Consider the following 11,650-nt stretch of genomic DNA (forward strand, 5'->3'; position numbering starts at 1 on the left):
GGCAAGGAATCCCGCCCGAAAGGCCCGCCCATGTCCGACACACCGCCCAAGGCCCCGCCCGTCCTGAAAGTGCCCGCGCGGCCCAATGATGTGAACGTGAACGGCGATATCTTCGGCGGTTGGGTCATGTCGCAGATGGACATCGCCGCCGGGATCGTCGCGCGCGAACGGGCCAAGGGCCGGGTCGCCACTGTCGCCGTGGACGCGATGCAGTTCATCCGGCCCGTGCGGGTGGGCGATGTTCTGTCGGTCTATGCCACGGTCGAACGGGTCGGTCGCACGTCGATGGGCATCCATATTGAGGCCTGGGCGCTGCGTCACCTTGCCGGGTTCGAAGAGGAAAAGGTGACCGAAGGCACCTTCACCTTCGTCGCGATCGATGATGGCGGGCGGCCGAGGCCGGTAGAAGGTTAGTCGCAAAGCGCGGAAACAAGGCCGAAGGCCGCCCGCGCATCGCCTGCCCGTTCCGGCGGGCTGGCGATCTGGTTGGGGAAGTTCAGACCCCGGATCTTTTTCGGGATGCCACGATAAAGCACCCCGTCCGCCCGGTGCATCGCCATCCCACGGGCAGGCGACGCGCGGGCCAACACGACGTCAAAAGAAAAAGGGCGGCCACTGGCCGCCCCTCGTTCCCGAATGATCGATCCGATCAGCGCGTGAATTTCTTGTACTTGATCCGCTTCGGTTCCAGCGCGTCCGGTCCCAGCCGCCGTTTCTTGTCTTCCTCATAGGCGGTGAAATCGCCCTGGAACCATTCCACATGGGCCTCGCCCTCGAAGGCGAGGATGTGGGTGCAGATCCGGTCAAGGAAGAAACGGTCGTGCGAAATGACCACGGCGCAGCCCGCGAAATCCACCAGCGCGTCTTCCAGCGCCCGCAGCGTTTCCACGTCCAGATCGTTGGTCGGTTCGTCAAGCAGCAGCACGTTGCCGCCTTCTTTCAGCAGCTTGGCCATGTGCACGCGGTTGCGTTCCCCGCCCGACAGCAGGCCCACTTTTTTCTGCTGATCGCCGCCCTTGAAGTTGAACGACCCGCAATAGGCGCGGCTGTTGACCTCGGCATCGCCCAGCTTGATCAGTTCGGCCCCTCCCGAGATTTCCTCCCAGACGGTCGCGTTGGGATCAAGCGCATCGCGCGACTGGTCCACATAGGACAGCTGCACGGTTTCGCCCAGCGTGATCGTGCCTTCATCAGGTTGTTCCTGCCCGGTCAGCATCCGGAACAGGGTCGATTTCCCGGCGCCGTTGGGGCCGATCACACCGACGATCCCACCCGGCGGTAGGTCGAACGACAGGTCTTCGATCAGAAGCTTGTCGCCCATCGCCTTCTTCAGTCCTGCGACCTCGATCACCTTGCCGCCCAGCCGCTGGCCGTTCGGAATGACGATCTGGGCGCGGGTGATCTTTTCCCGCTCGGACTGGCTGGCCAGTTCGTTATAGGCGTTGATCCGGGCCTTCTGCTTGGCCTGACGGGCCTTGGCCCCGGCGCGCATCCATTCCAATTCGCGTTCCAGCGTCTTCTGCTTGGACTTGTCTTCGCGCGCTTCCTGTTCCAGCCGCTTGGCTTTCTGCTCCAGCCAGGCGGAATAGTTGCCTTCGTAGGGGATGCCCCGGCCCCGGTCGAGTTCGAGAATCCAGCCGGTGATGTCATCAAGGAAGTAACGGTCGTGGGTCACGATCAGGATCGTGCCCTTGTAGTCGATCAGGTGCTGCTGCAGCCAGGCGATGGTTTCCGCGTCAAGGTGGTTGGTCGGTTCGTCGAGAAGCAGCATGTCGGGCGCTTCGAGAAGCAGCTTGCACAGGGCGACCCGGCGCCGCTCCCCGCCCGAAAGGGTGGCGACATTGGCATCGTCCGGCGGGCAGCGCAGGGCCTCCATCGCGATGTCGATCTGGCTGTCGAGATCCCACAGGTTTTCCGCGTCGATCTGGTCCTGCAACTGGGCCATCTCGTCGGCGGTTTCGTCGCTGTAGTTCATCGCCAGTTCGTTGTAGCGGTCCAGCTTGGCCTTTTTAGCGGCCACACCCAGCATGACGTTGTCGCGGACGTTCAGGCTCTCGTCCAGGTGCGGTTCCTGCGGCAGGTAGCCAACTTTGGCGCCCTCGGCTGCCCATGCCTCGCCGGTGAAATCCTTGTCCATCCCGGCCATGATCTTCAACAGGGTCGATTTCCCGGCGCCGTTGACGCCGACGACGCCGATCTTCACCCCGGGCAGAAAGTTGAGGCGGATGTTTTCGAACACCTTCTTGCCGCCCGGATAGGCTTTGGACACTCCGTCCATGAAGTAAACGTACTGGTAGCTGGCCATTGGAATGCGGCTCCGTCAGGGAATTTCGGTTTGGCCCTAGATAGCGATCAAGGGGGGCGGGGGCAATCGGTTGCCGGTCCGGCCGCGCGGTTTGACTGTTGCCGCTAACAGGTGTCTAGATGTCCCCAAACCAAGGAGGATCCCGATGCCCTATACCGCTGCCGAAAACCGCTATGACCGTATGGTCTATCGCCGGTGTGGCAACTCTGGCCTGAAACTGCCCGCCGTGTCGCTGGGCCTGTGGCACAATTTTGGACACGACACCCCCCATCAGGTCAAACGCGATATCTGCCTGACGGCATTTGACCATGGGATCACCCATTTCGACCTTGCCAACAACTACGGCCCGCCGCCGGGGTCCGCCGAACATGCATTCGGGTCGATTATGGCGGAAGATCTGAAACCCTACCGGGACGAGTTGATCATCTCGTCCAAGGCCGGATACGAAATGTGGGACGGCCCCTATGGGGAATGGGGCAGCCGGAAATACCTGATCGCCTCCTGCGACCAGTCGCTGAAGCGGATGGGGCTGGATTACGTCGATATCTTCTATTCCCACCGGTTTGATCCCGACACCCCGCTTGAGGAAACAATGGGCGCGCTGGATTACATCGTCCGGTCGGGCCGGGCGTTGTATGTCGGGATTTCCAGCTACAACAGCGAACGCACGCGCGAGGCGGTTGCGATCCTGAACGACCTTGGCACGCCCTGTCTGATCCATCAGCCCAGCTACAACATGCTGAACCGCTGGGTCGAACGGGATGGGCTGAAGGACACGCTGACGGAACTGGGCGTCGGGTCCATCGCCTTTACGCCGCTGGCCCAGGGGATGCTCACCCGGAAATATCTTGGCGGGATCCCCGACGGCAGCCGTGCGACGCAGGGCAAGAGCCTTGATCCGACGATGATCTCGGACCGGGCGGTCGCCAACCTGAACAAGCTGAACGAGATCGCGGAAGCGCGCGGCCAGACCCTTGCCCAGATGGCCATTGCCTGGGTTCTGCGCGAAGGCGGGATCACCAGCGCTCTGATCGGCGCATCAAAGCCCAGCCAGGTGGTGGATTGCGCCGGCGCGGTCGGAAACCTTGACTTCACGGCCGAGGAACTGGCCCTGATCGACGAATACGCCGATGAGGAAAAGGTCAACCTTTGGGCGCAGTCCGCCGAAATCGACGAATGATTTCGGAACTTTGCCTGTTTGACCTGACCAAGGGCGCAAGCGTCCTGCTGGCGCATGACGGGCATATCGAGGCACCGAATTGGCACCCGGAAGGATACCTGATCGTCAATGGCGGCGGGCGGCTCTTTCGGGTGCCGCTTCACGCCCCCGCGCTGGAGCCGATCGACACCGGCGCGGCGGCGCGTTGCAACAACGACCATGGCATTTCACCTGATGGCCGGACCCTTGTGATTTCCGACAGCAGCGCGACCAAGGGCAGTTGCATCTATACCCTGCCCATCGGGGGCGGCACGCCCGCCCGCGTGACGGAACAGGTCCCAAGCTGGTGGCACGGCTGGTCGCCCGACGGGGCGCGGTTGGCCTATGTGGCGGCGCGGGACGGGGGGCCGATCCTGCCCTATACCTGCGCGGTCGACGGGTCGGATGAACGGCTTTTGGTCGGTGGCTTCGACCATGTCGATGGGCCGGACTACACACCGGATGGCAACTGGATCTGGTTCAACGGGGAACGGGACGGGCAGGTGGACCTGTGGCGCGTGCATCCCGATGGCACCGGGCTGGAGCGGATGACCGACGGCCCGACGGTTGACTGGTTCCCGCATCCGTCCCCGGACGGGCGGCACCTTTTGTGGCTGGCCTATCCGGACGGGACGAAAGGACACCCGGCCAATCTGGACGTCGCCCTGTGCCTGATGCCCGCCAACGGTGGGCCGGGCCGCGAGCTTTTCCGCTTCACCGGCGGGCAGGGCAGCATCAATGTCCCCTGCTGGTCGCCGCAATCCGATCGTTTCGCCTTTGTCCGATACAGGCTATAGGCTGGACCGAAACCAGTAGGGGCAGGGAATGCAGGGTTTTCCAGTGGCGCGGCCAGGTCAGGTGATCGGACTTCTGGGCGGGTCGTTTGACCCGGCCCACGCAGGCCATGCCCATATCACCCGCGAAGCGTTGAAACGGTTCGGGCTGGACCGGGTCTGGTGGCTGGTCAGCCCGGGAAACCCGCTCAAATCGCGCGGGCCCGCACCGCTTGCCGCGCGCTTGGCTGCGGCGCGTAAGGTCATGGACCACCCCCGCGTCACCGTCACAGATATCGAGGCGCGGATCGGCACCCGATACACCGCCGAAACGCTGGCGCGGTTGCAGGCGATCTATCCTGGCGTCCGCTTCGTCTGGTTGATGGGGGCGGACAATCTGGCCCAGTTCCACCGCTGGCAGGATTGGGAAGAGATCATGCACCGGGTGCCGGTCGGTGTCCTTGCCCGGCCCGGTGACAGGATCGCGGCCCGGATGTCCAAAGCGGCGCGGATCTACCGCGATGCCCGACTGCACGGGCAGGCCGCCGCGCAACTGGGCCGGGCGGACGCCCCCGCATGGACCTTCCTGAACATGCCCATGACCCCCGAAAGCTCGACCGCGATCCGTGACCGGGGCGATTGGGGCTAAGCCCGCTTGCGGTTCTTGGGGCCGCCTGCCTAGACTGCGCTTATGAAGACGACCCTCACCCGTCGGGCCGCCCTTGGCGGGATGGCCTCTGCGCTTGCGACCGCGGCCCTGGCCGAGCCGCCACTGCGGTCGCTGCGCCCGGTGGCGCGGCCGGGTGCGCCCGCGCCGGTTGTCCGGGACGCCATCGACGAGGTCGTCGCCCGCGCAGGTCTTGGCGGGGTGGTTGGGGTCGCGGTTGCGGACCTTGAAACCGGGGCGGCATTCGACTTGCACAACAGCGCCCGGCCATTGCCCCCTGCAAGCGTGGGCAAGACGTTCAGCGCGCAATACGCATTGGAACATCTTGGGGCGGATCATCGGTTCATTACACGGGTAATTGCCGATGGAACCATTTCAGATGGTATTTTGGATGGTAATTTGATTTTGGTGGGCGGTGGTGACCCGACCCTGCTGACCGATCATCTTGCCGACGCCGCCGCCCGGACCAAGGCGGCGGGGCTGCGCGAAGTGCGGGGCAAGTTTCTTGTCTGGAACGGGGCCTTGCCCTACCAGCCGCTGATCGACCCCGATCAGATGGAGCATCTGGGCTATAACCCGGCGCTGTCCGGGCTGAACCTGAATTTCAACCGGGTTCATTTTGAATGGGCGCGGAACGGGGGCGACTATCGGGTGACGATGGACGCCCGCAGCGAAAAGTATCGCCCCGATGTCCACATGGCCCGGATGGAAGTCAGCAACCGGGATCTGCCTGTCTATACCTATGAAGACGGCGGGACCGAAGACCGCTGGACCGTTGCGCGCGGCGCGCTGGGCAATGGCGGGGCCAGATGGCTTCCGGTGCGGCACCCAGAACTCTATGCGGGTGATGTCTTCCGCACCTTTGCCCGAAGCCATGGGATAACCCTGTCGGCCCCGGAACGCGCCTCGGCCATTCCGGGCGGGACGGTCCTTGCCACCCTGACCAGCGGGCCGCTGACTGAGATCGCGCAGGATATGCTGAAATACTCGGTCAACCTGACGGCCGAGGTTCTGGGCCTGACAACAACCCAATCCCGCACCGGCATGGCGCGATCGATCCGGTCCTCGGCGGCCGAGATGAACCGCTGGCTTCTGTCGGACAAGGGCGTCGCAGCGCGGATGGTCGATCACTCTGGCCTTGGCGATGCCAGCCGGATCACCGCAAGTGGCATGGTCCGCTTCCTGTCCCGGCCCGAAGTCGCGGGCAGGCTGCGCCCGCTTCTCAAGGATATCCCGATCCGAGATGCCGAAAACCGCGCAATCCCGAACCATCCGGTGCAGGTTGTGGCCAAGACCGGCACGCTGAATTTCGTGTCGACCCTTGCGGGCTATATCCGGACAGAGGGCGGCGGGGACCGGGCTTTTGCCATTTTCGCCGCCGATCTGGATCGGCGCGCGGCGTCGAAACAATCGGGTGACGAGGTTCCGGCAGGTGTTCGCACCTGGAACCGCAAAGCCCGCGATTTGCAACAGGCGCTCCTGCTGCGCTGGGGGACAGTTTGAGATGATTACCGAGATCGAGGATTTCTTCACCAAGGGCTGCGGCCGCTGCAAACGGTTCGACACGCCGGACTGTTCGGCCCGCATCTGGTCTGCCGGTCTGGACGAGTTGCGCCGGATCTGTCTGGCCGCCGGTCTGGAGGAAACCGTGAAATGGGGTCATCCCTGCTATATGCACGCGGGCCGGAATATCGTGATCATCGGCGCCTTTCGCGGTGATTTCCGACTGACCTTTTTCAAGGCCGCGCTGATGAAAGACCCAGAGGGGATATTGGAACGTCAGGGCGAGAATACGCAGAACCCCGACATGATCTGCCTGACCTCCGCCGCCGAGGTGATCGAGAAAGAGCCGATCATCGCCGCCTATCTGGCCGAGGCGATGGGCTATGCCGAGGCAGGGATCGTGCCGCCAAAGGTCGAGCGTGACATCCCATGGCCTGACGAGTTGACCGAGGCGCTGGACGCCGACCCCGAATTGGCCGAGGCGTTTCATGCGCTGACCCCGGGGCGGCAGCGCAGCTATCTACACAACCTCAACAGCGCCAAGGCCTCTGCGACCCGCTTCAACCGGATCGCAAAGTTCCGGGACAAGATCATGGCCGGGAAAGGCGCGTTGGAGCGCTAGCGGGTCTTGCGCGCCTCATAGGCGGCCCACATGTCCGGACGGCGGTCGCGGGTCAGGGCCTCTGACTGGGCCTTGCGCCACTTTTCGATCTCACCATGGTTGCCGGACATCAGAACCGGGGGAATGTCATGCCCTTCCCAACTCGCCGGACGGGTATATTGCGGATGTTCGAGAAGCCCGTTGGAATGGCTTTCCTCCTCGGTTGAGGCGGCGTTGCCAAGAACACCGGGCAGCAGGCGGATGGTGGCATCCAGCATGGCCTGCGCCGCGATTTCGCCCCCGGTCAGGACGAAATCGCCTAGGCTGATTTCCTCGATGTCGAAGTGGTCCAGAACCCGCTGGTCCACCCCTTCGAAGCGACCGCACAGCATGGTGACACCATCACAGGCCGCCAGTCGCCGGGCCATGCCCTGGGTAAAGGGCGCGCCGCGCGGCGACAGGTAGACCAAGGGCATCCGGCCCCGCGCCCCGGCCCGCGCCTCGGTAATCGCGGCACCCAGCACATCGGCCCGCAGGACCATACCCGCGCCGCCCCCCGCCGGGGTGTCATCGACGTTGCGGTGCTTGCCGATGCCAAAGGGGCGCAGGTCGATGGTCTCCAATTGCCACAGCCCGTCCTGTAGCGCCTTGCCGGTCAGGCTCTCACCCAGAACACCGGGAAAGGCCTGCGGAAACAGGGTGATGATCTGCGCCTTCCACGCCCCGGCAAGGTCCGGCTTGTCTGTCATCAACTCGCGCGGCTTGAATGTCGGTCGGATGGCCTTGCGGCCGATGGATTTCGCGGGCTTTTCGGTCGTCATGACTTGGCCTTTTTCCAATGGGCGCGCAGCACGGCCTGCTTGCGCTCCTTCAGCTCCTCAAGGGGGAGGTCCATCCGGTTCAGTTCCAGCAACTGTTGCAGAACCTCTGTCGGGGGGCTGTGATTTTCCGGCGCGGGGCGGTCGAAGCTGGCAAGCTCGGCTTCGGGCAGGTCAAGGAAATCGACAAAGGGGGTCGCCGGGCCGAAAGGCAGCAGCGACAGCACTTCAAGCCGGTGTTCCACAACCGTGCACCCCGGCAGGCGGTCGGCAATGGCGTGCACCGTTTGCGACAGGTCCGAGAGGGCCGCGAACTGTTCGGAAAACTCGTCCAGCCCCAGCGGTGTCCAACCCTTGCGCACCTCATGCGCCCAAAGGCTGCGCAGCCAAGCAGAGGGTGCTCGGGTGGACAGGTAGAGCGTGATATTCACCTCTTCGCCCGGAAACAGGGCGTGCACCTCGTCCACCAGCGCCTCGGCCAGATCGGCGGCAGCGGGATAACCGGGGTCAGAGTTGAGGCTGGGGCGAAGCCCGCTGAAATTCTCGTCGCTGATGATCAGGCCCCGGTCCGACTTGAAGTCGATTTCCGCGAACATGCCGCGCAAGCGAAAGCGGAATTCATCCAGCGAAATCGGATCGCGGCTAGAGGAATGATAGGTGGCGGCCATGCGGGTCCGGTTGGCGCGGGTCCGAAACGGCAGGATCATTGCGTGATGTGGCCAGATCTTCTTGCGGTTGGCGAACAGAAAGGCCTGCGCCGATGTGGTGCCGGTCTTGTGGAACCCGGTGTGCAGGAAGACGCGCCGCATTCGATCCGGCCCTAGAACAACCCGTCGGGCGGGTCTGCGATGATCCGGCCCGCGGCAAGGTCCACGGTGGGCACGGCGGCAAGGGTAAAGGGCAGCAGGACCGTGGTCTTCAGACCGGGGCCGTGGATTTCCAGAAGGTCGGCAGCCCCGTGGTTCTGCACGGATTTCACATGGCCCAGAACCGTGCCGCCGGTATCGACCACTTCCAGCCCGATCAGGTCGGCGTGGTAGTATTCGTCGTCCGGAAGGTTGGGCAGATGGGACCGGTCCGCGAACAGGTTCACACCCTTTAGCGCGTCGGCATCTTCCTTGGTCACGATCCCGTCGACACGCGCGATCAGGGCGCCCTTGGCCTGCCCGGTCAGCACGACAGTGGTAAAGCTGCGGCCGTCTTCTGTGTAAAGCGGGGTATAATCGGCAATGGCCGCGGGGTCGGCGCAAAAGGACTTGATCCGGGTTTCGCCCCGGACCCCGAAGGCGCCCGCGAAACTTCCGACGATGACACGGTCGTTGCTCATGGGGTCATGCTCCTTGGCGAAGGCCGGGTGTGGCTGCGGCCTTTGCGAAAAAGCCCCGATTTGGGGGCAGGGTGCCCGGACCGTAGCGGCCCGGACACCCCCGATCCAGTCGCTTATTCAGCGGCGGCTTCTTCCGAAGCAGCTTCCTCGGCCGGAGCAGCGGCAGCTGCGGCCTTGGCGGCTTTGGCTTCGGCGCGTTCCTGCGAGGCTTTGCCCGGGACGGCTTTCTTCGGGTTGTTGCGGGCGGTCTTTTCGACAACGCCGGCAGCTTCGAGGAAGCGGGCAACGCGGTCGGTCGGCTGAGCGCCCTGGCCCAGCCAGTACTGAATGCGCTCGACATCCATCTTCACGCGGTCTTCGCTGTCCTTCGGCAGAAGCGGGTTGTAGGTGCCCAGCTTCTCGATGAAGCGGCCGTCGCGCGGCATGCGCGAATCGGCGGCGACGATGGCGTAGTGGGGGCGCTTCTTGGAGCCGCCACGGGCGAGACGAATTTTCATGGCCATTTGGTTTTCTCCTTGGGTAATGGCAGGCGAGGGATGTCCCTCAGGATTGCTGTTGTTTGTGGTGTTGAATGACTTCCTGAATGATGAAGTTCAGGAATTTCTTGGCGAATTCGGGGTCCAGATTGGCCTCTTTCGCAAGATCGGTTAGCCGCGCGATCTGGGCCGCTTCACGGGCCGGATCGGACGGGGGAAGGTCATGTTCGGCCTTCAGCTTGCCCACCGACTGGGTGTGCTTGAAGCGTTCGGCCAGCGTGAAGACAAGGATCGCGTCCAGCCGGTCGATGGACTGGCGATGTTCCTTGAGAAGTTCCGCCGCGCGTTGGATCGCATCGGTCATTGGGCTGCCTCCTTCTGGTCGTAGGCATAAACAAGGCAATCACCGGCCAAGGGGTGTGTTCCCACCGGACGGCCGCCCAGACGTTCGGCAACCGCGACGGACCCGGCGTTGTCTTCGGCGATGAAACTTTGAAACCCGCCCCGGCCCAGAACGCCAAAGCCCCAGTCGCGCAGGGCGCTCGCGGCCTCGGTCGCATAACCCTTGCCCTCGGCCTCTGCGGTCAACAGCCAGCCAAGCTCCGGGCTCGGGTCACCATATTCGGCGCAGATCAGGACAAGGCCCAGCGGACGGTCGTCACCCTTCAGGGTGATGGCCAAGGGGCCGGTTCCCTGAATGAACCACGCCGCCACGCATTGCGTGAAATCAAGCCATGCCTCCTCGGGCGTCATCGGGCCGCCGATGTGGACGGCGCGGTCGCTGGTCCAGATCGGCTCCAGCACGGCCCAGTCGTCACCCCGGCAGGGCCGCAGCACCAGCCGCTCGGTCTCGATCCGGGGCAGGGCCGCGCGCAGGCCGGCCGCAATGGTAGCAGCCTTGGCGGTGGCGGGGGTGGTCCACGCGGTTCCCATCACAGCCCCTCCGGTTTTGGGTGCCGGTAGACAAGGCAAGGCACATCCGGTTTCGGTTGCGGCGCGTCCGGGTCATGCGCCGCGCCCAGCTTCTCGGCCAACCGGATCGACCGGGCGTTGTCGGGCGCGATGTAGGACACGATGGTGGTCCACCCCAGCGCGGTCCAGGCGTGCAGGATCGCGGCGCGGGCAGCTTCGGTCGCGATGCCGGTGCCTTCGATGCCCTCGTCCCAGATCATCCAGCCGATTTCGGTTTCCGGCCAGTCGGCGGGATACCACGGGCCAATCATGCCAAGCGCTTGATCCTCGGCCCCGCGCCGGGTGACGACCCACATGCCATAGCCGCGAATGTCCCAATGGCCGATCTCGGCCGCCAGTGCGCGCCAGGCCTGCCCTTCGGACAGCGGCCCGCCGATGCCCTTGGCCCGGTCCGACATGAAGAAGGTGCGCGCAGCGGGCCAGTCGCCCCCAACCGGGCGGCGCAGCACAAGGTTCGCGGTATCCAGCCGTTCCATCACGCCACCCGCCGCGGATCAGGGTGGCGGAACCGGATGACCTCGGCCCCGGACTTGTAGGCTTGCCGGCCTTCCTCGGCGCAGCCAAGGCGCTGGGCCAGCGCGACCGACCGGGCGTTTTCCGGGGCGATCAGCGACATCAGCGGGCCGATGCCCTTTTCCGCGAAGGCCCAGTTGCGCAAGGCGGCCGCGCCTTCCGCGGCATAGCCCTTGCCCTCGAACCCATCAAAGACCACCCAGGACAGTTCCGGCTCGTCAAAGGTGATCGGGTGCCACAGGCTGAACCGGCCGACCGGGGCGCCTGTCGCGGTTTCGGTGGCCCAGACGGCGCCATAGCCACGGGCCATCCATTGGCCATTGTGGATCATGCAACTGTCCCACGCGTCCCGCCGCTCGGTGATCGGGCCGCCCAGAAAGCGGCTCCGCTCTGTCGCGCAGAAATCGGCAAACGCCTCGAAATGGGCCAACGTAAAGGCCCCGAGGGTCAGCCGGTCTGTCGCCAGCGTCGGGATATGAACGGTCGCGCCGGTCACC

16 protein-coding genes are annotated in these 11,650 nt (G+C 64.5%); 6 read left to right on the forward strand and 10 right to left on the reverse strand.

Going from position 1 to position 11,650, the window contains the following annotated elements:
• The first annotated feature begins 30 nt into the window (after nucleotides 1-30).
• Nucleotides 31-414, forward strand: coding sequence for an acyl-CoA thioesterase (locus EU803_RS11135; RefSeq protein WP_129682813.1), 384 nt, complete (start codon nucleotides 31-33; stop codon nucleotides 412-414).
• Here the strand turns inward: EU803_RS11135 and EU803_RS11140 are convergent.
• Complete coding sequence (locus tag EU803_RS11140) at nucleotides 411-587, reverse strand: hypothetical protein (RefSeq protein WP_165352824.1); 177 nt, start codon at nucleotides 585-587, stop codon at nucleotides 411-413. The genes EU803_RS11135 and EU803_RS11140 overlap by 4 nt on opposite strands.
• 62 nt (nucleotides 588-649) lie before the next feature.
• Nucleotides 650-2,305: an energy-dependent translational throttle protein EttA gene (gene ettA, locus EU803_RS11145; RefSeq protein ID WP_129682818.1), complete on the reverse strand. Its 1,656-nt coding sequence runs from the start codon at nucleotides 2,303-2,305 to the stop codon at nucleotides 650-652.
• A 145-nt stretch (nucleotides 2,306-2,450) separates the two neighbouring features.
• Between ettA and mgrA the strand changes: the two genes are divergently transcribed.
• The 5 genes from mgrA to EU803_RS11170 are packed head-to-tail and all read left to right on the forward strand — an operon-like array spanning nucleotide 2,451 to nucleotide 7,068.
• A complete protein-coding gene (gene mgrA, locus EU803_RS11150; RefSeq protein WP_129682820.1) occupies nucleotides 2,451-3,485 on the forward strand; it encodes an L-glyceraldehyde 3-phosphate reductase in 1,035 nt (344 codons plus the stop codon).
• The gene (locus tag EU803_RS11155; RefSeq protein ID WP_129682822.1) at nucleotides 3,482-4,300 is read left to right on the forward strand and encodes a PD40 domain-containing protein; all 819 of its coding nucleotides are present in this window, start codon (nucleotides 3,482-3,484) and stop codon (nucleotides 4,298-4,300) included. The genes mgrA and EU803_RS11155 overlap by 4 nt, the downstream gene beginning before the upstream one ends.
• Nucleotides 4,301-4,328: 28 nt before the next feature.
• A complete protein-coding gene (locus EU803_RS11160; protein WP_129682824.1) occupies nucleotides 4,329-4,925 on the forward strand; it encodes a nicotinate-nucleotide adenylyltransferase in 597 nt (198 codons plus the stop codon).
• A gap of 42 nt (nucleotides 4,926-4,967) precedes the next feature.
• Nucleotides 4,968-6,446, forward strand: a complete 1,479-nt coding sequence (dacB, locus tag EU803_RS11165) for a D-alanyl-D-alanine carboxypeptidase/D-alanyl-D-alanine-endopeptidase (RefSeq protein WP_129682826.1) — start codon at nucleotides 4,968-4,970, stop codon at nucleotides 6,444-6,446.
• 1 nt (nucleotide 6,447) lies between these two features.
• Complete coding sequence (locus EU803_RS11170; RefSeq protein ID WP_129682828.1) at nucleotides 6,448-7,068, forward strand: YdeI/OmpD-associated family protein; 621 nt, start codon at nucleotides 6,448-6,450, stop codon at nucleotides 7,066-7,068.
• On the opposite strand, the gene trmD is transcribed toward EU803_RS11170, so the two are convergent.
• The 8 genes from trmD to EU803_RS11210 all read right to left on the reverse strand — a co-directional run bounded on the left by trmD (nucleotide 7,065) and on the right by EU803_RS11210 (nucleotide 11,649).
• On the reverse strand, nucleotides 7,065-7,868 hold the full coding sequence (gene trmD, locus EU803_RS11175; RefSeq protein WP_129682830.1) for a tRNA (guanosine(37)-N1)-methyltransferase TrmD: 804 nt from the start codon (nucleotides 7,866-7,868) through the stop codon (nucleotides 7,065-7,067). The genes EU803_RS11170 and trmD overlap by 4 nt on opposite strands.
• The gene (locus EU803_RS11180; protein WP_129682832.1) at nucleotides 7,865-8,674 is read right to left on the reverse strand and encodes a hypothetical protein; all 810 of its coding nucleotides are present in this window, start codon (nucleotides 8,672-8,674) and stop codon (nucleotides 7,865-7,867) included. Before EU803_RS11180 ends, trmD begins: the two co-directional genes overlap by 4 nt.
• A gap of 11 nt (nucleotides 8,675-8,685) precedes the next feature.
• Nucleotides 8,686-9,192 carry a ribosome maturation factor RimM gene (gene rimM, locus EU803_RS11185; protein ID WP_129682834.1) on the reverse strand — a complete coding sequence of 169 codons (507 nt, stop codon included), beginning with the start codon at nucleotides 9,190-9,192 and terminating at the stop codon, nucleotides 8,686-8,688.
• A gap of 113 nt (nucleotides 9,193-9,305) precedes the next feature.
• The gene (gene rpsP, locus EU803_RS11190; protein ID WP_129682836.1) at nucleotides 9,306-9,695 is read right to left on the reverse strand and encodes a 30S ribosomal protein S16; all 390 of its coding nucleotides are present in this window, start codon (nucleotides 9,693-9,695) and stop codon (nucleotides 9,306-9,308) included.
• A gap of 40 nt (nucleotides 9,696-9,735) precedes the next feature.
• On the reverse strand, nucleotides 9,736-10,032 hold the full coding sequence (locus EU803_RS11195) for a chorismate mutase (protein ID WP_129682838.1): 297 nt from the start codon (nucleotides 10,030-10,032) through the stop codon (nucleotides 9,736-9,738).
• On the reverse strand, nucleotides 10,029-10,601 hold the full coding sequence (locus EU803_RS11200; protein WP_129682840.1) for a GNAT family N-acetyltransferase: 573 nt from the start codon (nucleotides 10,599-10,601) through the stop codon (nucleotides 10,029-10,031). Before EU803_RS11200 ends, EU803_RS11195 begins: the two co-directional genes overlap by 4 nt.
• Entirely contained in the window at nucleotides 10,601-11,116 is a 516-nt protein-coding gene (locus EU803_RS11205) for a GNAT family N-acetyltransferase (RefSeq protein WP_129682841.1), read from the reverse strand. The genes EU803_RS11200 and EU803_RS11205 overlap by 1 nt, the downstream gene beginning before the upstream one ends.
• Nucleotides 11,116-11,649, reverse strand: coding sequence for a GNAT family N-acetyltransferase (locus EU803_RS11210; protein WP_165352825.1), 534 nt, complete (start codon nucleotides 11,647-11,649; stop codon nucleotides 11,116-11,118). The genes EU803_RS11205 and EU803_RS11210 overlap by 1 nt, the downstream gene beginning before the upstream one ends.
• Nucleotide 11,650 lies beyond the last annotated feature (1 nt).

It is taken from the genome of Loktanella sp. IMCC34160 (assembly GCF_004145845.1).
Classification (GTDB): Bacteria; Pseudomonadota; Alphaproteobacteria; order Rhodobacterales; family Rhodobacteraceae; genus SELP01.

Bases quoted from the DNA above. Each gene is read 5' to 3' on its own strand.
- EU803_RS11135 (WP_129682813.1), top strand. From the start codon at position 31: ATGTCCGACACACCGCCCAAGGCCCCGCCCGTCCTGAAAGTGCCCGCG.
- ettA (WP_129682818.1), bottom strand. From the start codon at position 2,305: ATGGCCAGCTACCAGTACGTTTACTTCATGGACGGAGTGTCCAAAGCC.
- mgrA (WP_129682820.1), top strand. From the start codon at position 2,451: ATGCCCTATACCGCTGCCGAAAACCGCTATGACCGTATGGTCTATCGC.
- EU803_RS11155 (WP_129682822.1), top strand. From the start codon at position 3,482: ATGATTTCGGAACTTTGCCTGTTTGACCTGACCAAGGGCGCAAGCGTC.
- EU803_RS11160 (WP_129682824.1), top strand. From the start codon at position 4,329: ATGCAGGGTTTTCCAGTGGCGCGGCCAGGTCAGGTGATCGGACTTCTG.
- dacB (WP_129682826.1), top strand. From the start codon at position 4,968: ATGAAGACGACCCTCACCCGTCGGGCCGCCCTTGGCGGGATGGCCTCT.
- EU803_RS11170 (WP_129682828.1), top strand. From the start codon at position 6,448: ATGATTACCGAGATCGAGGATTTCTTCACCAAGGGCTGCGGCCGCTGC.
- trmD (WP_129682830.1), bottom strand. From the start codon at position 7,868: ATGACGACCGAAAAGCCCGCGAAATCCATCGGCCGCAAGGCCATCCGA.
- EU803_RS11180 (WP_129682832.1), bottom strand. From the start codon at position 8,674: ATGCGGCGCGTCTTCCTGCACACCGGGTTCCACAAGACCGGCACCACA.
- rimM (WP_129682834.1), bottom strand. From the start codon at position 9,192: ATGAGCAACGACCGTGTCATCGTCGGAAGTTTCGCGGGCGCCTTCGGG.
- rpsP (WP_129682836.1), bottom strand. From the start codon at position 9,695: ATGGCCATGAAAATTCGTCTCGCCCGTGGCGGCTCCAAGAAGCGCCCC.
- EU803_RS11195 (WP_129682838.1), bottom strand. From the start codon at position 10,032: ATGACCGATGCGATCCAACGCGCGGCGGAACTTCTCAAGGAACATCGC.
- EU803_RS11200 (WP_129682840.1), bottom strand. From the start codon at position 10,601: ATGGGAACCGCGTGGACCACCCCCGCCACCGCCAAGGCTGCTACCATT.
- EU803_RS11205 (WP_129682841.1), bottom strand. From the start codon at position 11,116: ATGGAACGGCTGGATACCGCGAACCTTGTGCTGCGCCGCCCGGTTGGG.